This is a genomic window from Candidatus Nitrosopumilus sp. (assembly GCF_028278985.1).
In the GTDB taxonomy this organism is placed as follows: Archaea; Thermoproteota; Nitrososphaeria; order Nitrososphaerales; family Nitrosopumilaceae; genus Nitrosopumilus.
In genome coordinates this window covers 62,152-83,881 of record NZ_JANQTA010000002.1, presented here as the reverse complement: position 1 = coordinate 83,881, position 21,730 = coordinate 62,152, and the positions used below count along the sequence as shown (strand labels likewise).

Here is a 21,730-nt window from a genome sequence, read left to right as displayed (position 1 = left end):
AATTTAACATCCTAAAACACTCTGTATGATTTCTGGCTTTGCAACACCTGAAGGAACCAAAAAATTTGCTTCAAAATCAGGCGTAAATGAGGCAAATTTTAGAAATTTTGCCGATTTGACTTTATCAAATGTTGGTATTGGAACCTATCTTGGGGATCCAACAAATGAGACAGATTCCATTGTAACTAGTGCTGTAAAACAATCAATTGAATCTGGTGTAAATGTTGTTGATACTGCAATCAACTACCGATCCCAAAAAGCAGAGCGTTCAGTTGGTAAAGCCCTAAATGAGTTAATTGAAGAAGGTAAAATCACTCGCGATGAAATTTTTGTCAGTACTAAAAATGGATATGTTACAAATGATGCAGATGTTCAATTAGAATTTTGGGAATATGTAAAACAAGAATATACTGATAATGGAGTTGTAAAAGAAGGTGATATTACTTCTGGTTATCACTGTATGACAGCATCATATCTTTCTGATCAACTTGATAGAAGTTTAAAAAATCTGGATCTTGAAACAGTAGATTTAATGTATTTGCATAATGCAGTTGAAGGTCAAATTAAAGATGTTGATAAAGAAACTTTTTTGAAGAATCTAAAATCTGTTTTTGAATTGTATGAGCAAAAGCGTGATGAAGGAAAAATTAAATTTTATGGAATGGCTACATGGGAATGCTTCAGAGTTACAAAAGAAAATCCACAGTATCTCTCATTACAGGACACTATAGCAATGGCAAAATCAGTAGGTGGAGAAAATCACGGATTCAAGTTTATCCAATTACCATTTAACATGTATTATGATCAAGCCCTTTTAGGTAAAACACAAACATTTGATTCAGATACTATTTCTGCATTAGATGCTGCATCTCGATTGAATCTTGGAGTGTTTACTAGTGTCCCATTTATGCAAGGGCGATTATTGCAGCCTGGTGTGATGCCCGAATTCGTTGATATGAAACCTTCTATGAGAGCAATACAATTCATTCGTTCTTCTCCTGGAGTATTGGCTCCTCTAGTTGGTCAGAAATCATCTGCACATGTAACTGAAAACCTGGAAATCATGAAGGTTCCCCCAATTCCTGAAGACGAGTTTCTTGGTCTAGTGAAAAAACTCACATCATAGAATTTTTGATTTTTAGTCTCAAAATTTTATAGAAAGATAATAAATGAGCTGATCTTAGGAATTTCGATTAATTTGTCTGCCAAGATATATGATTATACAACAATTTGTAATTCTATTTTATCAATTGACTCTAAAATCCGATTTGCTGGAGTGATAAATGAACGAGGTAGATTGGTTGCAGGTGGCATGAAAGAAAATGTCGAACCTCTAGAAAATGAAAAAGATGATGAAATGATTTTCATGGAACTTGCATTGCGTGTCAAAATGAGAAAAGAGTTTGATAAACAATTGGGGCCAGTAAATTTTGCAATGGCCTCTCGTGAAAGAGCCTTGGCAATTAGTGTCATAATTAATGATGACATTTTGTATGTTGTTGCAGAGCCTGACACTGATTATGGCGTTCTGCCAAAAAAAATCTTAGAAATAGTTCATTCCTAAGTATCTATTTCCATATTTGGGACTTTATGATCTTCTTAATTAGTAATTGCGATCAGAAAATTTCTGTATGAATACTGGTGAAAAATCAAAAACTGATTATTTGGCTATTTCTGAATTAACAAAAGAAATTGGAACTGTAGTTTCAAAATGTTTTGATGAAGGAAGAGAAGATTTGAACAAAGATGAAATCGAACACATTCTCAAAATGACTACAGATGTTACATTGAAAATCAAGTCTCCTGCAAAGGAGTTGACTGTATGAACAAATGCCACGATAGACACGAATCAATTTACAAAATAAAATACAAACCACTTAGTCCTAAACAACCATCACCAGAATGGTATGTTTGTGAGAAATGTTTTGGAAAACCTGAATTTTTTGGAGCAGTAAATGAAATTGAAGTAATTACTTCACTGAAAAATTGTCTTGAGGTAAAATTGGAAATTGAACATCTATCAATAATGACTAATACTGTTGCCTCTAAAATCTATCAAAAACTTTCTGCCTAGTTTTCATTGCTGAATCTATAAATAGAATCCAAAAGTGGACAATCTGTGCCAGTAGATCCTGTATGTGGAATTGAACTTGAAGAGGATTTAGCTTTACTTCATGAATATGATGGAAAGAAATTCTATTTTTGCTGCAATGGCTGCAGAAGAATTTTTATCAAAAAACCTAGAAAATATAAAAATAATGTCTAGATGGGAAAAGCCCCGCACATTCTACAAAATTTAGAGTCTTTTACTTCATGTTTACAATATGGACATGGGTGTTCTGGATTTTTTGAGACAGGAGATCCAAACATTTTCTTGAAAATTTCATAATAATGCATTGATTCTCTAGTTCGTATTACCACATTCTCCTTAACTTCTACTGTGAGTTTCTTTTCAACAAATTTTTCTTCATCAACTATTGATTCAAACAAATTTGTCAATCCTGCTGTTCCAGAGCCATCCTGCATTGGAGATTTTGCTCTCCATGCGATTTGTTTTGGAATGAATTTTTCAAATGTTTTTCTTAAAATCCATTTGCCATGCCTCCTATCATTTTCATTTTTTACTTTAAGATTAGCAGGTATGTTTTTTGCAAATTCCATAACATTTTCATCCAGAAATGGTGATTCGATTTTGATGTCTAATGCTTTGCCTATCTCTTGAGTTGGAAAATGCATTACAGAGCACACCCTTTTGATTTCTGATTCTAGTTCATTTTCAGGTTTGTTAACTAGGAAGTTATATCCTGCAAACAGCTCATCTGCCCCATCTCCTGAAATAATAGAGTTAAATCCATTGTCTTTTGCCCATTTTATTGCCAAATACATCACAACATTGTTTCGAATTTCAATATCGTTGAAGTTTTTCAAAATCTTGATGGTACTTTCTATTGCCTCCAAAATTTCTGCAGTTGTTACATTGAAAATAGATAATTCTAATCCTAGTTCTTTTGAGATCATCTGTGAATATGTCAAATCGGTTGATACAAAATCTTCTGCAATGATTGCAATTGTCTTTGGATTTTTGTTTTTTAGAAAATATGCTAGGATTGAGCTATCTAGTCCTCCTGATAATGAAAGTAGATTTGCCTCACACTGATTACATGATTCTTCTAAAAGTGAGTATAGTTTCTTGGAGATTTCATCCAACATTGTTGACATTGTTTTGAAATTAAAATAGCTATGCCTAATTGCATTTTGCAAACTTTAAATTCTTTGTTTAATTCTTGGGAAATATGCTACTGCCAGCTGAGATTGAATCTAAAACATTGATCCCAGCATTACGTGCAATTCTTGCAAAAAAATTAGCCGAAGACCACAACATTAGAGAAGATGAAATTTCAAAAATGCTTGGTGTAACTCAGGCTGCAGTTAGTAACTACATTCGTGGCACTCGAGGTGATCCTTCTTTAATTGCAAAACTATTAGCTGAAAAACAAGTAGCAGAATTAATCGATGAACTATGTGAAAACCTTTCATCAGACATGGCATACACTCCATCCAGTCTTTCGAAATTCATTGGATTGTGTAACTACATTAAATCAAGTCTTTTGATTTGCGAAATTCACCACAACTTGGAAACTGATATTGATGAACAAGTTTGCAAAGAATGTGAAAATATGCTTCTTAAAGGCCCAGGCAGTGTCTACTAGGTTTTTGATAAAATAATCTCAATTGTTGATAACATTCTTCCTATTCCTGGTTCTTGAGCAGTATCTAATTTGATGTTGTCAACTTTGGAATTTCCATTTAGCATTTTTTCAGTGATAATATTTGCAACAGCAACTGCATTTGGAATTGAATTACCTCTAGCTCTTAAAACTACTTGACTCTTGTTACCTAACATTGTAAGGACATCAATAGCTGATTGCATTACAGGGTTGTTTCCAATATTCATGATATTGTCCTCAGACTTTTCGGTCTGCTCGTGACCATATCGTTCACTTGTCTCGTCCATGAGCATTATTCAACAATCAGCAATTTTTTGTTCTTTTAAGTTTTATCGACCATTGATTCATTTTTCAAAATAATCAATAGGGATATTTTGATAATCTCCGTTTGGAAGAACCCTTCTAATAGTAATAGGGATCACTCTCTGATCTAATTCTTCCATTGAAATATCTAATGAAATTCTAGCAGTTTTTGGAATTGGGATAAATGGTGGTGCACCTAATGATAGTTGCAGTGCTCTTGCTCCCATAATTCTTGCTTTTTCAAATCTTGTTAGTGTTGGAGGACCAATTGTGATTTTGTTTTTCTCACATGGGATTTCTACTGGGTCATGTTCTTCGACTCTTTCTACTACTTCACGTTCTTCAATTTGTTTTAGTTTCTTTTCTAAATCTTCTTGCTCTTTTTCAGTAAGAGCTTCTACTCCATCTTTTTTCTCAATTAATTTTCGATAAGTATCAAGTGCTTTGTTTAATCCTGCATTTTCTTCAGTTTCTTCAGCTTCGGCGACTTCTGGTGCTTCAACTACTTCAGTTTCTTTAGCGCTAGACAAGTACCGGATTTTTCTTAAAACGTTATATAATCTAATCATTTTAAAGTACGAATTGAGTACTTCATCAGTCTCTAGAAAACAACTGATTTTAGAAATTAGGGGAAAATCAAAAATTACATGTGATCTTAAACGGCATTTGTCTCCTCGAACTGTTGGTACCATAATGAGATCTTTACCATTAGAAGGACATGCTCATCTTTTAGGTCAAAGCATCTTGTATTTTGAAACAAGCATTGATTCTGGAATTGAAAGATCACGTTCCGAATTCAAAAAAGGCGATGTTGCTTTCTTACCTTCTACAGGAAGTGTATGTTTTTTCATGAAAGATGTTGCATCTGCAAAAACTATGACTCCAATTGGAAAATTGGGTGACAACATTGATGCATTAAATGATGTAAAATCTGGAGATGTACTTTGTATCTATGAAGATGCTACTTGATACAAATGATGTCCTGAATAACCGCCAACTCTTTTTACAGTACCTTTTTCAGCTGATTCTTTGAGGAATCTATTTGCTGCAGAAATTTTAACACCTGTTTGTCTTGCAAGATCTTGTACTGTAATTACTTTAGCACCCTGAATGATTTTCATTGCTTGTTGCTCATTGACCATGACTGTGATCTCAGCTTTCTTTGGACCGCCTTCGCCTTTGTCCTTCTTTCCTTTTTTGGAATCTTTAGAACCTGCAGGTTTGTCAGTCTTTGCTGCAGTTGGTTTCTTTGCTCCGCCCATGAGACCTGAAAAAAATATTCCTCTTATAAACGATGAACCATCTCTGAGGAGAATTCAGAAAAATTTTTTCAAATATAAATAACATCTTTGTTCAGTTTTTTCATGGGCGTTATCTCTAAAGGTGCCAAATGCAATGTAGAAGGCTGTGACGAAGATGGCATTCGATCTTTGAACACTACTAAAGTTGAGAATGCTGGACTTAGAGTAGATTCTGTTGGTAAAAAAACAGTTCTTTGTAAGAAATGCTACAAAGAATACAAGAAAAATTCTAAAGATGATAGAGACCTTGAACGTGCCAGATATGACAAGTTTTAGTTTTTCTTTTTTGATTTCTTTGTTTTGATACTGGGGTTTTTCGAATAATCTTTACTTAATTTATCATATAATTTTCCTAATTTTTTGTACAGTCTTTTTGGTTTTCTAGGTTTTTGATTGCTAAGAGCATACAAAGCTAATATTGGAAATGCAATTGTTGCATCTGCATAAACTGTAACTACTCCTTCATGTGAATTCTGAACTTTTCCCCAACTTTTTCCTTCTTGCAATGTAGCTCCGGATAATCCTCCAGTATCTGGACGAGCATCTGTAATCTGAATGATGTAATCTTGTCCTCCATCATCTCGTCTTAGAATTTGATCAAGAAGTGGACCCGTTTGCTGAGCCGTGTTTTTTGGAACTCCGCCACCAAGTTCTAAAATTCCTGATTTTTTTGAATCATAAAGAATTGCAGCTTGCTCTATAATTTCCCTAACAAAGTCTAGATTGTAATTTTTACCTGCTAGTCTATGTACTGCAAGATTTAGTGCCAGTGATGAGTCTTTGATTGTAGAAATGTAAACTGGAACATCATATTCGTATGCGGTAGTTACAAAACTTTTTTCTGGATGTTTAGAATTTTCTTTACTTAATTTTCCCATCAAATTGCAAAATTCTGCTGTTGTAAATGGTTCATCTGGAAATTCTTTTCCAAACATCTTCTGAACAACTTGGTCCTGGGCTTCTAAAGTTTCATAAAATTTAATGTAAACGTCTCTAATTCTAACAATTTCATTTTCGTACAATTTCATATCGTCAACATCAAAGTGACCTTGTTTTACTGGTAAACCCCAAGCAAAATGATCTTCGTGATAAACATTAGCCCCTGTTGTAATTATCCAATCAACAAAACCTCTTTCGATTAAAGTTTTAATGATGCCTCCAAATCCTACCGGAGTCATTGCCCCTGAAACCGTTAGACAAATAGTTGCGTTTTCTTTAATCATCTTGGCATAGAGCTTTGCAGCTTCCCCAAGTTGTCTTCCATTAAATCCAGAACTTGCATAAACATCTACAAGTTGCTCTATGGTCATTTTTGGATCTAGTTTGATGTGTGGGATGTCTTTACCATGAAATTTGTGATGATCCAATTTAACAAAAATAAATTTCTGTCGTAATTAACACTTACGCAATTCTCTACGAGTTTTCAATAATTATCATTTATGTACTAATCATGTAATCTAATTTTCAATGGATATTGTTGATTTGCATGACCCTTCACGAGTATCTAAAACTCCAGATGAAGTTAAGGAATTACTATCTGGAAAATTTGTTCAAGATGAATTTACAGTTACTAAAGTTGAATTAAGATTGTATAATGAAAAAACAGATGAAAAATTAGGTGTTTATTCTTTGATAACTTCTTTTGTTCAAACTGATTTAGGTTCAGTCGAAATGATTTATGATGAAGGTTTTAGAGGAGAAAATTCTCTTACTAGAGCCGTAGAATTTCTTACAAGTAATTTAGGAATTTCAGGTTTAATTTTACGCTCTGTAATCACGTTACGTGGTAAGCAGTAAGCTTGTGAGATATTATGTTATTTCAATAACAAACTAGTTGATTTATGGTCTTTTTTCCAATTATTGGTAATGAGCCTACCAATGCAGAATCTGAATTCTGATGATATACTTGAGAATGAATATTCTCAAGTACAAGAAGAACTCAGATCTGCATTAGAAAACTGGAAAAAACAATTATCCTCTAAGCCAAAGTTTGAATTTTAATTTCTGTAATTTACTTTCATGACACAGAGAAATTATACTGATAATTTCTGCTTGTTCCTTAAGTAGAATTTTTGGATTTTTGCATTCATGAAACGACAAAACACAAAACATCCGCTGTTACTAGCACTCCCTGTATTAGCAGCACTTGTTTTAGGTTCATTTGCAACAACTGATGCATTTGCTGAAGATGTATTGGGCGTTGCACCTGATGCTGTTTCATCACCTGTTACAGATGCATTTTCTAATGTAGCTGTAGCTTCTCCTGACCAACAAGCAGAAGTACAATTTGATGGAACCACTGCTGGATGGGCAATCATTGCCGGTCAAGCATATGATGCAAAAATTGCACTAGATGGAAATGCCATTCACAACGGAAATGGTGTTTGGAAAGTAAAATCAACTGCTGATATTTCTGTTGAAGACAGAGATGCAACATTAGAGTTGAAAGGAAAAGCTGTAAATGGAAAACTTAGACTACATGGAACAGGAACTCTTGAAAGCGGAGATACTTTTAGAATTATTCTAAGAGGTCATTACGCTCCAATTCATGATCAACCTGGTCAATTTGTTCTAGACTTTTCTATGGCAAAAATCCAAAACATGGAAAATGGCCTTAGAATTCCTTTAGTCCAGAGCGGAGTAATTGATGTAGAACCAGTTCCAGTTGCAAACGAAATTGATGAACGCACAAACGAACTAAATTCTGAGGGTTAATCTCCCTTCTTTTTCTCTATTTTTTGTAATTTCAATCTCCAAAGTGAAAGGTTTAATTCAATTATCTTATTTGTTGGATGTTATGAGAATACTCCAACTTCACTGTGATAGTATAGAATACACTCCTACAAAAAAAGAGATCAAAGTTGCCGAAGAAATTACAAATACTGAGACTCAAAGATTAGAGGAAGTTGTTGTTGCATTTGTAGCAATAGAAGATGGTGATGACTCTTCAGTGGCACAAAATGCAATTTCTCAAATAAAATCTTCTATGGAAAAAATTGGCTGTAAAAAATTACTATTGTATCCTTATGCTCATCTTAGTTCTAATCTTGCAAAACCTTCTACTGCAATGTCATTACTCAAAGAAATGGAAGAAAACGCATCTGAACTTGATGTATCTCATTCTCCATTTGGTTGGACAAAATCATATCATGTTCAAGTAAAAGGACATCCATTAGCTGAAAGCTCCAAAGTTGTAACTAAAGATTCTTCAAAACAAACTGAAACAGAAGAAGATACTTCAGATGCTCTCAAAGGTGAATCAACAATTCGTTCCTATTGGAAAATAATGTCACCTGATGGAACCATGACTAACATTGGTGATTTTGATTTTAAAGACCATAAAAAATTAGAAATTCTTGCAAAGTATGAATCTGCAAAATCACGAAAAGTTGATGAACCTCCTCCACATGTTGCTTTGATGAAAAAACTCGGAATAGCTGATTATGAACCAGCTTCTGATTCTGGAAATATGAGATTCTTTCCAAATGGAAGATTGATCAAATCATTAATTGAAAATTATGTTAATGATAGAGTCAAAGCTTATGGTGGTTATGAAGTAGAAACTCCAATCATGTATGACTCTGAGCATCCTAGTATGGTCAGTTACTTTAATCGATTCCCAGCACGACAATACAATATTGATTCAGAAGGCAAGAAATTATTTTTGAGATTTGCAGCTTGCTTTGGACAATTCTTAATGGCAAATCACTTTCAAATGTCATACAAGAATTTACCTTACAAACTCTATGAACTCACTCGATATAGCTTTAGACGAGAACAATCTGGTGAATTAGTCGGTCTTAGAAGATTACGTGCATTTACAATGCCTGATTGCCATGCATTCTGCAAAGATTTGCCACAAGCAGTAGATGAAATCAAAGTTAGATTCGATTTATCTCAAAGTGTACTCAAAGAGCTAGGAATCGAAGAATCTGATTATGATATGGCAATTCGTTTTACTGAAGACTTCTATAATGAAAATAAATCTGCAGTTGAAGAACTAGTGAAAAAACATGGAAAACCTGTTTTAGTAGAAATGTGGAAAGAGAAATTCTTTTACTTTGTTCTAAAATGGGAATTTAATTTCATTGATAATCTTGGAAAAGCATCTGCATTATCTACTGATCAAATTGATGTAGAAAATGGAGATAGATATGGAATTGAATTTGTTGATGAAAACAACAACTCAAAACATCCTATAATTTTACACAATTCCCCTAGCGGTGCAATTGAGAGAATTATCTATGCTCTTCTAGAAAAGGCTGCCAAAGATTCCAAAGAAGGCAAAAAACCAGTATTTCCATTATGGTTGGCCCCTACACAAGTCAGAGTTATTCCTCTCAAAGAAGAATTTTCTGATTATTGTGAATCCTTGGAACAAAAAATTTCATCTCATAACATTCGAGTTGACATTGATGATAGAAATGAAAGCATTGGTAAACGGATTAGAGAAGCTGAAAAGGAATGGATTCAGTATATTCTTGTAATTGGAGAAAAAGAAGCCAATTCTGAAAATCTAAGCATTCGTGACAGAAAAACTGGAGATGTTAGAGAAATCTCATTTGAAGATTTCATAAAGGAAGTTGATGGCCAGACAAAAGGTAAGCCATTCACAGGCTTGAATTTACCAAAACACCTATCAAAAAGACCTCAATTGATGGTATAGGTGATAGTATGAGCTTTATCGATTTGTATATGAATAACAATCCTATGATTACTAGTTCTGATGATGATTCTGAACCAATAGCAACAGTATTTGGAATTCCATTTGATGCAACTCATTCATACAAACCAGGTTGTCGTTTTGGTCCTGATGCTATACGCGATTCTTTTAACAATATTGAAATTTTTCACCCAGAATTACAAGTTGATTTAGAAACTGTTAACATTGAAGATTTGGGAAATACCACACATACAGTTGTTTCATCTGAAATGGTCGATATGGTAAAAAAAATCACTACTGAACTTGTTGCAAAACAAAGACAGTTGTTCATTTTAGGTGGAGAACATTCTATTACGTATGCAACTTTTACCAGTTTTCCAAAAGATACTGCATACGTAGTATTTGACGCACATTATGACTTGCGTGATGAATTTGCTGACAGCAAACTTAGTCATGCATCCTACTTGAGACGAATTGTTGAAGAACAAGGTTCTGAAAATATTTTACATGTTGGGGCTAGAGCATTTGTAAAAGAAGAACTTGAATTCTTAAAAGAACATAACATCAAAACAATTTCTGATAGAGAAGTTCGTGAAGGTAAAGGCCCAGAACTACTTTCAACTTTCCTTAGTTCATATGATTCTGTTTACACTAGCTATGATCTTGATGTATTAGATCCTGCATTTGCACCTGGTGTTGGAAATCCTGAAGCAGTTGGCATTACTTCAAGAGAATTATTTGATATGATTGATTCTCTAAAAAATTCCAAAGTTACTGGAGTGGATATTGTAGAATTAAACCCATATCATGATAATGGGGCAACTGCTTCTTTGGCTGCTAAAATCATGTCAACCTTGATTGCACAAAATCTATCCCAAAATTCCTAATTCTTTCTTCGAGCCTGATTTCATAATTTTTGACTTAATCTGAGCATGAATTTACTTCTATTCACTTTATTAGCAAGTGTTGGTGGGGATATCTCGTGTTAAATAATCTCAGAGATACACTCAAACCAACATTAGAAAAGATTGGTAAAGGATTTGCATCTACAGGACTGTCTCCAAATTTCTGGACTTCAGTTGGTTTAGGATTTGCAATGATTTCCGCAATCGTATACGGTCTTGGAATTGAATTTGGATTAATTATTGGTGGTGTTTTGTTGTTAATCTCTGGATTTTTTGATATGGTTGATGGTCAAGTTGCAAGAGTTACAGGAAAAACATCCAAGAAAGGTGAATATCTTGATTCGATGTTTGACAAGATTGCAGAGGTTGCAATCTTCATGGGGATTTTAGTTGGTGGTTATGCAGAACCATATCTTGTGTTTCTTGCAATTACTTTGTCATTGTTGGTAAGTTATGCTAGAGCAAAATCTGATATCATTAACATCAAATTACAAGGAGTAGGAATTGGTGAACGAGCAGAACGATTACTAGTTATTGCAATAATTGGAATAATTGGATTTATGGAATATGCAGTAATTATTGTTGTAATAATTGCTGGAATTACTCTAATTCAAAGAATGATTACAACTGCCAGAAACATAAAGGATTAGACTATCGTAGTTTTCCACGTTTTCTTCTGTTATCTGCAGATCTAATTTTTAGAATCTTAAAGTGAATTGCACAGGAAATACAGTACCATTTTAGAACTGTAGGTGATGCAATGTATGCTCCTTGTGCACGTAGTTCTTTTGCTAAGGTATGCTCAACAAGATTTAGTCTTGATGTAACTTTCTTTGCTTTGTCTTTAGGAACTGTTTGACCGCAGTTTGTACATTGTACAACACCTGATGATCCTTTTCCTCCTTTTGTACGACCTCTACTTGCACGCTTAAGTGGCATGAAAATAAGCTAATTTGCCTACTTATATTCTTGTATAATTCAAGGAAGCCCTACTTATATGAAAAAGAGATCCTCCCAAAACATGGCTCAAAAACGATGTTTAGTGATGTTTCTTCAGGCCCTAGGCTCCCCTGTTACCAGAGAGAACTACAAGTACCAACTAGACCGCTTTATGGAATGGAATAAGACCCATGATTATGATGATTTGCTCAAAGCAGATGAAAAAACCCTTCAAAGAAATTTGGAGGACTATCTAATCTATCTAAAAGACAACTTTTCTCCTAACTACATTCCATCGATCATGCAACCTGTAGAGTTGTTCTATACCATGAATGATGTAAATCTCAATACAAAACGCCTTCACAAAATGTTTCCAACTAGAACAAAGAAAGGAGGATACGGAACTTACAAGAGAGAAGATATTCAAAAAATGCTTCTAGCAACAAAAAAGAAGAGAACAAGGGCATTGATTTTGTTTCTCTCATCTACTGGATGTCGTGTTGGGGTGATTCCAGAGTTAAAGCTAGGACACATTACAAACATTGATGACTGTAAGAAAGTTGTTTGTTATGCTGGCGATAAAGAAGAGTACGTTACTTTCATGACTCCTGAATCTTCTAAAGCATTTGATGATTATCTTGATGAAAGGCAACAAGACAATGAAAGATTGACTCCAGAGTCCCCTGCATTTAGAAAAGATTACGTGATAGGATCTGCTCCGGCAGAAACAATGTTGCAGGGAACTGTAAGAAATGCATTGACAATTACTCTAAAAGATGTTCAAAAAACAAAAACAGGAAATAGATTCAACATTCCAACACTTCATGGCCTAAGAAAATACTTCAACATTACATTAAAGTCAAGAGCAAACGCTAATCTTTCAATCTGTGAAAAATTAATGGGACATTCTGTTACGATTCCATTGGATAATCACTATGCTCCATTTTCAGACGAGGCTTTGTTTGAAGAATACAAAAAAGCAATACTTGATTTGACTATTTCCAATGAGGACAGACAAAGACAAGAGATCGAATCAAACAAAAAGGAAATTGAGAACCTCAACAAGGAAAAATCAGAATGGGAGAAAGAACGGGCTGAAAAAGAGCATGAATATGCAAAGAGAATCAAAGAAGAGATACTAAAGGAACTAAAAGACCCTAGTAATTCAGACAAATCTCTCAAAGAACAACTAGATTCCAACAGAAAACAGTCTGAAAAAATAAAAGATGATGTGGGTTTCTAAGAAATTCTACAGCGTTTGATAATTTCTTCTACTAACTCTCTATCATTTCCAAATATGACTTCATTTCTTCATTAGTCATGTCAATCAATTGAGTTTTTGATATGGGATTCTTAATTTGAACATGTCTAAACATAATGTTTGTTCCTTTTTGGAAATTTCCATTCTCATCATTTAATGATGATAAAAAACCATCCAATTCGTGTTTTGTAAAGAATCTGAAAGCATAATTGTTTGAAATCCAGAACTCTGTAATTTCATCATCCATGCTCATATAACCACTATTTTTTATACTGACTAAAGTATTTCATTGAATTGCTCCTACTCTTTTCATCAAATATCAGGATAAATCCTTCACTTCTTCTAATGCAGTTTAATGTAACAATCTGTATTTGGAGAAATTTAGTCATGATTTTTTTAGTTCAAAATATCTCCAGTTATAACTTTCGTGAGTAATAGAATTCCTTAAACTATATACTCGTGGGAATGCGTTTGTTTTTAATTCCGATATAGTAGTATTGTCGACCTGTCGATAATTGAGGGTTCTGAGTTATTTCAGTACGTCATCAAAAGAAATGTTGTTTTCTTTGCAAATTTTCAATATTGCATGTATTTTCCCACTTGCTGACTCATCTGAGAACTTTCTACGGACATACAGAATATACTCTCTTAACACTTCTCGCAGTTGATAATCATCTAACTCCAATATCTCCTCTAAAGACTTGTAATTGGTGTGATTAACAAATTGTCTGATTTCTTTAGTATTCTTCAGTGTTCTCCTCATCTCCATCATTCTCATAATACTTCATATCTCTGAAATATTCAGAAGTCAACTCATTAAAGATGAACATCTCATTAACTGAAAAAAACATTACAACACTGTCGACTTTTTGAATGATAGTACATTCTGTGTTTTTGTCCTGAAGAGACTCCACATACTCATTCAATAGCAATTCAATCTTGGCAGGGTTGAGATTAGTTAACTCGTCTAATGTCTCACATTTGCTAAACTTTAGGAACTGCTTGATTCTCCCTGAATGCTGATTTTTTTGCATTATCCATTGATTCTTCTTCATTGGTATTCCTCCAAGGTCTTTTGAGAATGGTGTAATTTGGGAATCTCCCTCCATCCTGTCACTCTATTTCCACATTGAGAACAGGCTGGAAGTAATGTTATTTTGGCGTTGCAGCAATGAGACCTAGTTTCAATCAAGCAATCAACTTCCTTATTTCTTTGAAGATGGGGTCTGATTCATCAAGGTGATTAAGTTTCTTGAGAACCCTACCCTTTGGAGTCTGATCAATTCTTTCTTGGTTTTCTTTCTCATCAACTGTCTTTAGTCTAATTCCAGGATAACCATAGAATGTAATGTCATCCTCTCTGATTTTGGTTGAAGTGTTTCCTATGATCTCATTAAACTTGTCATAGAATTGATTTTTACCTCTTGGCTTGACTCCTCTCATGCTAGATTCATTGAAGAATTTTTCCCAAATTTTTGAAGCCTCTTCTTTGAATGAAATATCCTTTTCAATCCATTCATCAATGAATGCTCTTACTTGATTTCCAAATTCATTCCATAATGATTCTGTCTGCTCTGTTGTCTGTGGATACTTGATGGATTTGTTTTTGTAAATTTTTGTTGCATTTTTTAGAAGATATGAGATAAATGAATCAAATTCTTTTTCCTTGATGTTTTCAAATACGTTTTTGATTTCTTTCTTTGTATGTCTGAATTTTTGAGTGAGTTTGATTAAATGAGTTCTTTCATACATTGCTAAAGCATCTTCAGGATTTGTTATTTCATAAATTGTGTTTGTTGCAAACATGAGTCTTGATGTTGGCCTGAAGTTTGTGTTATGCCCATAAATGCTTCTAGCTGTAAATCTTCCTTGAGTAATCCACTTTTTCAAAGTTTCAATGTTTCTTACGTCATCACTTCTTAATTCTTCATCAATGTTTAGAAAAGAGTAAGCTACATCTTTCTGAGTCGTTTCATCTTTAGCTATACTATGAGTTGTTGCATTTGTTACATTGTCAGAACCTAAAACATATTGAAGTAATGTAATCAACTGGGTTTTACCCGTTCCTGGAATTCCAACCTCTCCCAATTGGATATCTATTCCAGTATACGGATGTAAACAGGTTGAGCCAAAATCAAAATATGATTGTCTGTCTTTGTCATCAGGAGCTATTTCTTTTACTCTCTTTTCAATTGTAGAATGTTTTCCTTTCTTTACAAAGTTGTGAGGTATCTGATTTAGAATGATGTTTTCAGGACTGAAACTTTCTTCAAAGGTCCCCTTGATGATGTTAAAAGTTCCATTGAGCAAACATTTTAGATGAACATATTTTTCAATGTCATCACTTTTAATTATCTTACATGAATCCTTAATGTAATTTACAACTTCATTCATGTCAACGTTCTTTGATTTAGAAATACACTTTCTTGCAGTTCTTCTGATTAACTGTTCAGCATCATTGTCATAATACTGATCATTGAAGAATAATAACTCTCCAGTTAATTCCACACGTTTAATGTGGTATCTTCCTTTAATCCATTCAGAAACTTCGATGAATTGATCTCGTTCCAAAAGAATCTCTTTCTTTTCTAATCCCATCTTGAATGCAGTTTCCTTTATTGCATTGAAACTATCATTATCCTCCCAAACAGCATTGATAATTTTCTCAATGTCTTTTATTTCAAATTCATAGCCTTTGAAGTCAGACCATGATTTGATTTCCTTTGCAATTTTCTTTTTATCAATTACTTGTCTGTTAACAGCAAGAAACTCAGTTATTCGTAGTCCACCAATGAAAGGATCTAAACTTTCACACTCTTCTTTGAATTCCTCTAAAGACATGTCTATTTCTTCCCAAGGACAGAATTTTGATAGGTAGAATGTTTTCTTTCCAGTTGTATCTACTAGTTTGGATTCAATAGGGCTGTTCTTTGAATTGTATTCTTTACCCAATGGACAATTCTTAGGATTTTTACAATTCTCATACCTCCCAGATAGGCATTCTTTACAGTTAGTGATTGCTACCAATTGTCGGTCCTCCCTAGGTGTAAGTGACAAGCAGAGCAGTAAATGTAAACTTCTAAATCTCTGCTTATCTTTGATGTAGTTTCATGGAGAGTATAGAGTCCACATTTAGGACATGGAATCATACTGTTTTCTTTCTTTAATTTTCCATTGACACATTCTTTGCATGTCTTTTGATATGTTGTATGATTTGCATGGTTTTCAGTAACCTTCTTGATTAATCCTAATGGATTGCTCTGTGTTCTATTCAAAAAATTACCCCCTTTTCATAACATAATTCAATGAAAGACTTCTTTTTATCAGATTTTAGATATGCTTTTGCTATAGTTTTGATTTTCTTCTTTCTTTCTTCAGTTAATGTATGGGATTTAGTAAGATGGTTACTAAAGGAATTCATATCTTTGAAGATCTTTAATTTTCTATTTGCATACATTTGATTCCAATGGCACTCACAACATTGTAATCCCTCGTAACGTCTTAAAAATACCAACTGTCTATTGATCAGTATCAGAAACCTCCCTTCTTGGTTGGCTTGGACGTTTCTTTTAGCATAGTCTGAGAGGATTTGGACCCTCTCAGATTTTTTTCTATAAATAATTTAATTAAATCATCAAATGATTTGTTTTTAGGTTGGGAATTTACAAACTCTGTAAATAATTCTTCTAAGATTTCAACAGTCTTACTTCTTAATAATCTTGGAACAACATTATTGAAATCTTGTAAAGTTTTAATCTTTAAAGTATAATTTGCAGGAGCTCTCAGAATCCAAAACCTCCAAGTACCGAACAGAACAAATTATTTGTGATGTCCTCCTCAGAAACTTGGCTACCACTTTGACAGTAAGACTTCATGTCTTTGTTTTCAAAGTTTATGGTATGTTTCAACGTCACTATATGTATAGTGACATAGTTGTTTATAACTATTATGAATATCGTACAAAACACACATTATATCAGCGATTATAGTATCTATACTATCTAATATTACCTATATTCGTAGTATGTATACTATCCAGAATAGGAGAATATTATGTTCTATTTATTTCCAAGACTTTTTTATTATTCAGTTTTGATTTTGTTTTTTCATATTTCTCAGAGGAGTTCTGAGAAAATAGAACAAACAGAACACACTTTTTCGTTTCATTTGGACATTTTTATTTTTGATGTTTTTAGAATAATTTTCAAATAAAGAATTTAATAATTCACTATTCAAATTATTTTTGTATCTACTGTGCAAGTAAGAAAGAGAGAAAAAATATTCTATTGTTTCTTCATCTCTCTTTCTTTTTTTAATTTACGTTCAACGTCTTAAAAATACCAACTAGGTTTACATTGTTGATATGAAAGTCTCCAAATTGGAAATTAAAAAAATTGTAATTACAAATTTCTTGAAAACTTCTGTTGACGAATTAACAAAGATGGAAGCTGTAACTCCAGATCCTAGTTTGTATTGGTGTAATGGTTTTTTGTTTACTACAACTTCATTGATTAATGATTATACAATTAAAAAACAACATGAAGGAATAATGTTACTCGACATTTTCTATTATGCTTTATCAGAAAAAATATCTGAATCAAAATGGAATGGATACTCTATTGAAGTAATTGATTTAACTGGACATTCAATCTTTGAACAACTAACACAACAAATCAAGGAGGGTAAAATTGAATAATCCTTCTAAACTTTGGCAAATCTCAATTATTTTTGCTGGAATTGTTATGATTTTGTTTAGTGTTGCAATGGAAAGTCCTGAAGCATTTGTATTTTCATTAGGATTTGGATTTTTCTTATGGGTTGTCTTTGGTTACATTGAAGGAAAACCAGAACTCAAACAATCAATTCAAAAGAGGTTGAAGGTGCAATAATAGACAAAGCTCTCATCATTATGATTTTCATGTATGTTTTAGGCTTCATGTTTATCGGTTTTCAATATACTGTGGCTGATGTATATCATATTGACATTGTTTCTCCTGTGACTGGTGAGCCTATCAAATCTTCTATTGTAGGGTATCTGCAAATAGACGAATTCAATGAAAGAACGACAAATATTGTAACTGCAAACTTTACGACTAATTCGACATTTTATGACCGCGTAGAAACAGCAATTACTGCCCAAAGCTATGTTATTTGGGAACTGATTGCACTTATCACCGGCACCTACCCCTTCTGGATGCTAGCCTTATTTGGGATTGATCAATGGTTCGTTACAATGTTGGTTAGCATATACGCTATCCTTGTTGCTCGTTCGGTCATCGGTTGGTTGAGAGGCGTGTAGTATGAATAGTATCTCTAGCACACCTTATGAAAATTATTCATCAGGGGATTCACATGAGTAAAAAATCTGGTCCTATAGGATTGACAACAAAATGCAGAGGTTCAGCAATTTGTGATGTGTGTACTATCCCACTATCCAATAGTTTTTGGAAAGATGTTCATGTGTTCTTGTCCATAAGCAAAAATTGTGTACGTGGATTTTATTGTGTAAAATGTGCATTAAAGAGTCAATCCAAATATTCGATAACTGAAAATGAACTAGATTCCTATGTTGAAAGGTTAGAACCAACTGTCTCTGCATAATGATTCACATCAAATTTCCATTAGGAATGCCTGTTAGAGAAGATGGATTGTTAAATTACTCCTGTGATCCGGAAATAATTGAACAGTTGCCTCGTTCATGGAGGAAGTATTGGTCCTACATTGATTTTGATATTGTCTTTGAACCCGAAGAACCCGAATCTCCTGATAATCCACTATCAAATACGCTGAGAGAATCTGAAAAGGAAGTCAGTATTTTAGATTTGAATAAGGATAGAAAAACAAAACTTACAGCAATTGCACTAGAAGAATTATCTGATCAGGAGAAAGAAGAGAAACCAAAAAACGATATTCTGAAAAGTATCAAGGATTCAATCAAAGATTAATGAAACATTTTCATTTCTTTGATCAATGTATTTCCTTAGAAACTGTTTTACCAAAAATCTCATATAGTTAATTTGACTTTTTACAAATTATGTGGAAACTCATACAACAAAATAAAAAACATGTGGTCGGGTATCCATTGACAGGCATTTCAGGATTTCTGGTCTTGTTATTGCAAGTCTCAGGGTGTATGAATCTTGGAGGTTAATCCCTCCTACACTCTTGTTATAATCAAATAACTGTCATATTATCTATAACAATCATAAAATCCCTCTAGCAGTAAGTAGAACCAATTTATGAAAATTCTATTACTTTCATGATGTAATTTATGGGTTCCAAAGAAATGATAGTTATTCCTTGATATGGTCAGAACCTATTTTTGATTATTTTTGTTGATGTTGTACATAATGTCTTGTAGTTGTTTATCTGGTTCGGATTCTATAATGTTATTTTCATCACAAAATTTCACAAATTCAATACTATCGGGTTCATTTCTGTGCCTTTCTTCCATTCTATTCAGGATCCACAATGCATCAGAAAAATCATATTTGTATGTTTGAATCAAAAATTTTTTTGGAATGATTTTCATATCAATTAATTGTTTCATGAATTGACCAAAATTCACTCTATGCATTAGTTGTTTATGAGGATCATCATAATACTCTTCAATTTGATGATGTCGTTCATCAATATCTTTCAGAATCTGATAGTATTGTGATTTTGTGTTTTGTTTCAGCTTTAAAGCATTGTAAAAAATTGCCCCTGAAATTCCTCCTGCACTAATGATGACTCCTAATAACATCAAAATTTCCTGTGTAATTTCAGCCATTGTTCTTATTCCTACTGCAATATTTCTGCAATTTGATCAGTCAATGGTTTAAAGTTTGCAAAAACAGTGGGATCTTTTTCAGTATTTACTTTTTCTCCAAGAGTTTTTTTATTTATGTCGTTGAAGCTTTTTGTTACATTTCCTGTTACTTCATTAGTAACAGAAATTAAACATCCTTCAAATGCAGAATCTGGAAGTACACTTTCTATTCCTCTGTCTTTGTATGAGTTTCCAGCACTTTTCAATTTTGTCACAAAAATCTTTTTTTCTTCATTTGTTTCTACTTTTATCTCTGCTTCAGGATCAAATACAATGAGAATTTTTTTCTGTAAATCTACATTACTTAGCAATTCGTATAGCATAGATAGCTGTCCTACACTACTTTTTCCTTCGATTCCTTCCCAAACATGTACCTTTGGCAGAAGCTCGTTATGTTGTAATTCCATTGCAGTTTTTATGTATTTTACATTATTTCCTTCAGAAAATATAGTGAGATCATATCTGTTAATTGCATCAAAAATGATATTGCTATCTTCAAGTATCATGAATCCTTGCGTTAGTATCTTTAATGCCTCTTGGCGTTCTGATTTTTCTATTAGATTCTCGGATGTACTGTCCACAATACAAACAGATTCTTCTTCTGCAAACGCCACAGTTGAAGGGGAGTGAGTTACTAGTATTACTTTAATTCCATGATTTTTGAATATGTTTTGTAAAGTAAACAGTAGATCTTGAGTCATTGATGGGTGTAGCGCTGAATCTATCTCATCCAACAACACCAATTTTGGAAAATGTTTTGTAAGAACTGTGTTAAACATCATGAGTGCCATAGCCAATAGTGTTTTTTCACCTGATGATAATTCATCAAAATTGATGTTCAGATCATCTTCTGCATTGTGTAATATTGCTGTAAATTGTTTACTTTGTGTATCATCTAAATCCTCTAGTTCAAATTCATTTGGTTTGGATATCTTATACTTAAAATCTTCAAATGATTCAAACAGATTGTTAAGATAATCCCAAGGATAAGTATCAGCATATTTTTTTAAGACGTTTTTTACTGCAACGTCTTTGAATTCTTTTGGAATAATTTGGTGCCCTTCATTTTCTTTGATTAATTTTGCATATTCTATACTACATAAATTATTGAAATTAACAAATATTTTGCTTATCTCCTGTGCAAAAAAATGATGTTCAGATGAATGAGCATTAATTTTTTCCATGAATTCTTCTTGTGTAATCTCATCAACAAAACTATTGAGGTTAAATGCTAATTCTATTATTCGATGATCAAAGTGATTTTGATTTTTTATCGATTCAATCTCACGTTCGTATTGTACTAAATTATTGAATAACTCTTGATTATTTTCAACATCTTCTAATTCCAATAACAGTATGGGTTTGTTTTTTTCTTTTGACAAATCTTCAATTCTTTGTGTATTTTCTCCAAACGATGCATTTTTTGCTCGTATTAAGGTGTCTCTGGGGGATAATCGATTTGCAGGAGTAGTAATGAATGAAGTCCACATGGATAGTTTTTCTCTTTTGATAGATTCATTAGATATTTGACTTTCTTTGGGAATTTGAAAAGTTGCAGCGTTAAAATATTTTATTTTATCTGAATCAATTCCTTCCACTATTACTTTTCCGTCCATAATGGCTTCAAGTAATTGTGTTTTGCCTGAACCATTTTTTCCTGTAAGTATGGAAAAATCCGATATTTCAATATCTTCAAATGATTTAATCGATTTATGCTCTTCATTAAATTTTAGCTTCACACAAGACTATTCTTCAATGTTTATTAAAATAATTCGAATTCAAAACATCATATTTTGTATTAAATTCATATCTCATCATT

The 21,730-nt window shown here is 33.1% G+C and carries 32 protein-coding genes; 19 read left to right on the top strand and 13 right to left on the bottom strand.

Annotated elements, in window-relative coordinates; genetic code table 11:
- Positions 1-25 precede the first annotated feature (25 nt).
- From Q0941_RS01285 to Q0941_RS01265, 5 genes are all read left to right on the top strand, one after another.
- Positions 26-1,126: an aldo/keto reductase gene (locus Q0941_RS01285; protein ID WP_299290579.1), complete on the top strand. Its 1,101-nt coding sequence runs from the start codon at positions 26-28 to the stop codon at positions 1,124-1,126.
- Between the two features lie 72 nt (positions 1,127-1,198).
- Positions 1,199-1,564: a DUF6659 family protein gene (locus tag Q0941_RS01280; protein ID WP_299290577.1), complete on the top strand. Its 366-nt coding sequence runs from the start codon at positions 1,199-1,201 to the stop codon at positions 1,562-1,564.
- A gap of 67 nt (positions 1,565-1,631) precedes the next feature.
- Positions 1,632-1,826 carry a hypothetical protein gene (locus tag Q0941_RS01275; RefSeq protein WP_299290575.1) on the top strand — a complete coding sequence of 65 codons (195 nt, stop codon included), beginning with the start codon at positions 1,632-1,634 and terminating at the stop codon, positions 1,824-1,826.
- Entirely contained in the window at positions 1,823-2,074 is a 252-nt protein-coding gene (locus Q0941_RS01270; protein ID WP_299290574.1) for a hypothetical protein, read from the top strand. Before Q0941_RS01275 ends, Q0941_RS01270 begins: the two co-directional genes overlap by 4 nt.
- 45 nt (positions 2,075-2,119) lie before the next feature.
- A complete protein-coding gene (locus Q0941_RS01265) occupies positions 2,120-2,266 on the top strand; it encodes a YHS domain-containing protein (RefSeq protein ID WP_299290572.1) in 147 nt (48 codons plus the stop codon).
- On the opposite strand, the gene Q0941_RS01260 is transcribed toward Q0941_RS01265, so the two are convergent.
- Complete coding sequence (locus tag Q0941_RS01260) at positions 2,263-3,219, bottom strand: asparagine synthase-related protein (RefSeq protein WP_299290570.1); 957 nt, start codon at positions 3,217-3,219, stop codon at positions 2,263-2,265. The two genes, Q0941_RS01265 and Q0941_RS01260, sit on opposite strands and share 4 nt — an antisense overlap.
- Before the next feature lie 74 nt (positions 3,220-3,293).
- On the opposite strand from Q0941_RS01260, the gene Q0941_RS01255 reads away from it, so the two are divergent.
- The gene (locus Q0941_RS01255; protein WP_299290568.1) at positions 3,294-3,710 is read left to right on the top strand and encodes a transcriptional regulator; all 417 of its coding nucleotides are present in this window, start codon (positions 3,294-3,296) and stop codon (positions 3,708-3,710) included.
- Here Q0941_RS01255 and Q0941_RS01250 read toward each other — a convergent pair.
- Positions 3,707-4,021: a DNA-binding protein gene (locus Q0941_RS01250; protein WP_299290566.1), complete on the bottom strand. Its 315-nt coding sequence runs from the start codon at positions 4,019-4,021 to the stop codon at positions 3,707-3,709. The two genes, Q0941_RS01255 and Q0941_RS01250, sit on opposite strands and share 4 nt — an antisense overlap.
- 51 nt (positions 4,022-4,072) lie before the next feature.
- On the bottom strand, positions 4,073-4,600 hold the full coding sequence (locus tag Q0941_RS01245) for a DNA-directed RNA polymerase subunit K (protein WP_299290565.1): 528 nt from the start codon (positions 4,598-4,600) through the stop codon (positions 4,073-4,075).
- 13 nt (positions 4,601-4,613) lie between these two features.
- On the opposite strand from Q0941_RS01245, the gene Q0941_RS01240 reads away from it, so the two are divergent.
- Positions 4,614-5,000 carry a cyclophilin-like fold protein gene (locus Q0941_RS01240; RefSeq protein ID WP_299290563.1) on the top strand — a complete coding sequence of 129 codons (387 nt, stop codon included), beginning with the start codon at positions 4,614-4,616 and terminating at the stop codon, positions 4,998-5,000.
- On the opposite strand, the gene Q0941_RS01235 is transcribed toward Q0941_RS01240, so the two are convergent.
- A complete protein-coding gene (locus Q0941_RS01235; protein WP_299290561.1) occupies positions 4,982-5,293 on the bottom strand; it encodes a MarR family transcriptional regulator in 312 nt (103 codons plus the stop codon). The genes Q0941_RS01240 and Q0941_RS01235 overlap by 19 nt on opposite strands.
- Positions 5,294-5,395: 102 nt before the next feature.
- Between Q0941_RS01235 and Q0941_RS01230 the strand changes: the two genes are divergently transcribed.
- The gene (locus Q0941_RS01230; protein WP_299290559.1) at positions 5,396-5,608 is read left to right on the top strand and encodes a hypothetical protein; all 213 of its coding nucleotides are present in this window, start codon (positions 5,396-5,398) and stop codon (positions 5,606-5,608) included.
- Here the strand turns inward: Q0941_RS01230 and speY are convergent.
- A complete protein-coding gene (gene speY / locus Q0941_RS01225; protein WP_299290557.1) occupies positions 5,605-6,699 on the bottom strand; it encodes a deoxyhypusine synthase in 1,095 nt (364 codons plus the stop codon). The genes Q0941_RS01230 and speY overlap by 4 nt on opposite strands.
- A 100-nt stretch (positions 6,700-6,799) precedes the next feature.
- Here speY and Q0941_RS01220 point away from each other — a divergent pair, with 100 nt between their 5' ends.
- The 5 genes from Q0941_RS01220 to Q0941_RS01200 all read left to right on the top strand — a co-directional run bounded on the left by Q0941_RS01220 (position 6,800) and on the right by Q0941_RS01200 (position 11,550).
- Positions 6,800-7,129: a hypothetical protein gene (locus tag Q0941_RS01220; protein WP_299290555.1), complete on the top strand. Its 330-nt coding sequence runs from the start codon at positions 6,800-6,802 to the stop codon at positions 7,127-7,129.
- A gap of 291 nt (positions 7,130-7,420) precedes the next feature.
- A complete protein-coding gene (locus tag Q0941_RS01215) occupies positions 7,421-8,047 on the top strand; it encodes a hypothetical protein (protein ID WP_299290553.1) in 627 nt (208 codons plus the stop codon).
- 82 nt (positions 8,048-8,129) lie between these two features.
- The gene (locus tag Q0941_RS01210; protein WP_299290551.1) at positions 8,130-9,998 is read left to right on the top strand and encodes a threonine--tRNA ligase; all 1,869 of its coding nucleotides are present in this window, start codon (positions 8,130-8,132) and stop codon (positions 9,996-9,998) included.
- Between the two features lie 8 nt (positions 9,999-10,006).
- On the top strand, positions 10,007-10,882 hold the full coding sequence (speB, locus tag Q0941_RS01205; protein ID WP_299290549.1) for an agmatinase: 876 nt from the start codon (positions 10,007-10,009) through the stop codon (positions 10,880-10,882).
- A gap of 95 nt (positions 10,883-10,977) precedes the next feature.
- On the top strand, positions 10,978-11,550 hold the full coding sequence (locus Q0941_RS01200; RefSeq protein ID WP_299290547.1) for a CDP-alcohol phosphatidyltransferase family protein: 573 nt from the start codon (positions 10,978-10,980) through the stop codon (positions 11,548-11,550).
- A 1-nt stretch (position 11,551) separates the two neighbouring features.
- On the opposite strand, the gene Q0941_RS01195 is transcribed toward Q0941_RS01200, so the two are convergent.
- Positions 11,552-11,839 (bottom strand): 30S ribosomal protein S26e, encoded by a 288-nt coding sequence (locus Q0941_RS01195; protein ID WP_012215306.1) that lies wholly within the window; start codon positions 11,837-11,839, stop codon positions 11,552-11,554.
- 82 nt (positions 11,840-11,921) lie between these two features.
- On the opposite strand from Q0941_RS01195, the gene Q0941_RS01190 reads away from it, so the two are divergent.
- Positions 11,922-13,082 (top strand): tyrosine-type recombinase/integrase, encoded by a 1,161-nt coding sequence (locus Q0941_RS01190; RefSeq protein WP_299290540.1) that lies wholly within the window; start codon positions 11,922-11,924, stop codon positions 13,080-13,082.
- Between the two features lie 31 nt (positions 13,083-13,113).
- On the opposite strand, the gene Q0941_RS01185 is transcribed toward Q0941_RS01190, so the two are convergent.
- The 5 genes from Q0941_RS01185 to Q0941_RS01165 form a co-directional block, all read right to left on the bottom strand.
- On the bottom strand, positions 13,114-13,347 hold the full coding sequence (locus Q0941_RS01185; RefSeq protein WP_299290538.1) for a hypothetical protein: 234 nt from the start codon (positions 13,345-13,347) through the stop codon (positions 13,114-13,116).
- Positions 13,348-13,837: 490 nt separating this feature from the next.
- Positions 13,838-14,209 (bottom strand): hypothetical protein, encoded by a 372-nt coding sequence (locus Q0941_RS01180; RefSeq protein WP_299290535.1) that lies wholly within the window; start codon positions 14,207-14,209, stop codon positions 13,838-13,840.
- 79 nt (positions 14,210-14,288) lie between these two features.
- Positions 14,289-16,127 (bottom strand): DNA primase family protein, encoded by a 1,839-nt coding sequence (locus Q0941_RS01175; RefSeq protein ID WP_299290534.1) that lies wholly within the window; start codon positions 16,125-16,127, stop codon positions 14,289-14,291.
- Entirely contained in the window at positions 16,121-16,375 is a 255-nt protein-coding gene (locus Q0941_RS01170; RefSeq protein WP_299290532.1) for a hypothetical protein, read from the bottom strand. Before Q0941_RS01170 ends, Q0941_RS01175 begins: the two co-directional genes overlap by 7 nt.
- On the bottom strand, positions 16,372-16,557 hold the full coding sequence (locus Q0941_RS01165; protein ID WP_299290530.1) for a hypothetical protein: 186 nt from the start codon (positions 16,555-16,557) through the stop codon (positions 16,372-16,374). Before Q0941_RS01165 ends, Q0941_RS01170 begins: the two co-directional genes overlap by 4 nt.
- Positions 16,558-17,478: 921 nt before the next feature.
- Between Q0941_RS01165 and Q0941_RS01160 the strand changes: the two genes are divergently transcribed.
- The 5 genes from Q0941_RS01160 (at position 17,479) to Q0941_RS01140 (ending at position 19,045) form a co-directional block, all read left to right on the top strand.
- Positions 17,479-17,796, top strand: coding sequence for a hypothetical protein (locus Q0941_RS01160; RefSeq protein WP_299290528.1), 318 nt, complete (start codon positions 17,479-17,481; stop codon positions 17,794-17,796).
- Positions 17,789-17,989: a hypothetical protein gene (locus tag Q0941_RS01155; RefSeq protein ID WP_299290526.1), complete on the top strand. Its 201-nt coding sequence runs from the start codon at positions 17,789-17,791 to the stop codon at positions 17,987-17,989. The genes Q0941_RS01160 and Q0941_RS01155 overlap by 8 nt, the downstream gene beginning before the upstream one ends.
- A 71-nt stretch (positions 17,990-18,060) precedes the next feature.
- On the top strand, positions 18,061-18,399 hold the full coding sequence (locus Q0941_RS01150) for a hypothetical protein (RefSeq protein ID WP_299290524.1): 339 nt from the start codon (positions 18,061-18,063) through the stop codon (positions 18,397-18,399).
- A gap of 53 nt (positions 18,400-18,452) precedes the next feature.
- Complete coding sequence (locus Q0941_RS01145) at positions 18,453-18,701, top strand: hypothetical protein (RefSeq protein WP_299290522.1); 249 nt, start codon at positions 18,453-18,455, stop codon at positions 18,699-18,701.
- Positions 18,701-19,045, top strand: coding sequence for a hypothetical protein (locus Q0941_RS01140; RefSeq protein WP_299290520.1), 345 nt, complete (start codon positions 18,701-18,703; stop codon positions 19,043-19,045). The genes Q0941_RS01145 and Q0941_RS01140 overlap by 1 nt, the downstream gene beginning before the upstream one ends.
- 371 nt (positions 19,046-19,416) lie before the next feature.
- Here the strand turns inward: Q0941_RS01140 and Q0941_RS01135 are convergent, their stop codons facing one another.
- Together Q0941_RS01135 and Q0941_RS01130 are read right to left on the bottom strand one after the other, a co-directional pair.
- Complete coding sequence (locus Q0941_RS01135) at positions 19,417-19,872, bottom strand: hypothetical protein (protein ID WP_299290519.1); 456 nt, start codon at positions 19,870-19,872, stop codon at positions 19,417-19,419.
- Positions 19,873-19,883: 11 nt separating this feature from the next.
- On the bottom strand, positions 19,884-21,650 hold the full coding sequence (locus Q0941_RS01130; protein ID WP_299290517.1) for an ATP-binding protein: 1,767 nt from the start codon (positions 21,648-21,650) through the stop codon (positions 19,884-19,886).
- Between the last annotated feature and the right edge of the window lie 80 nt (positions 21,651-21,730).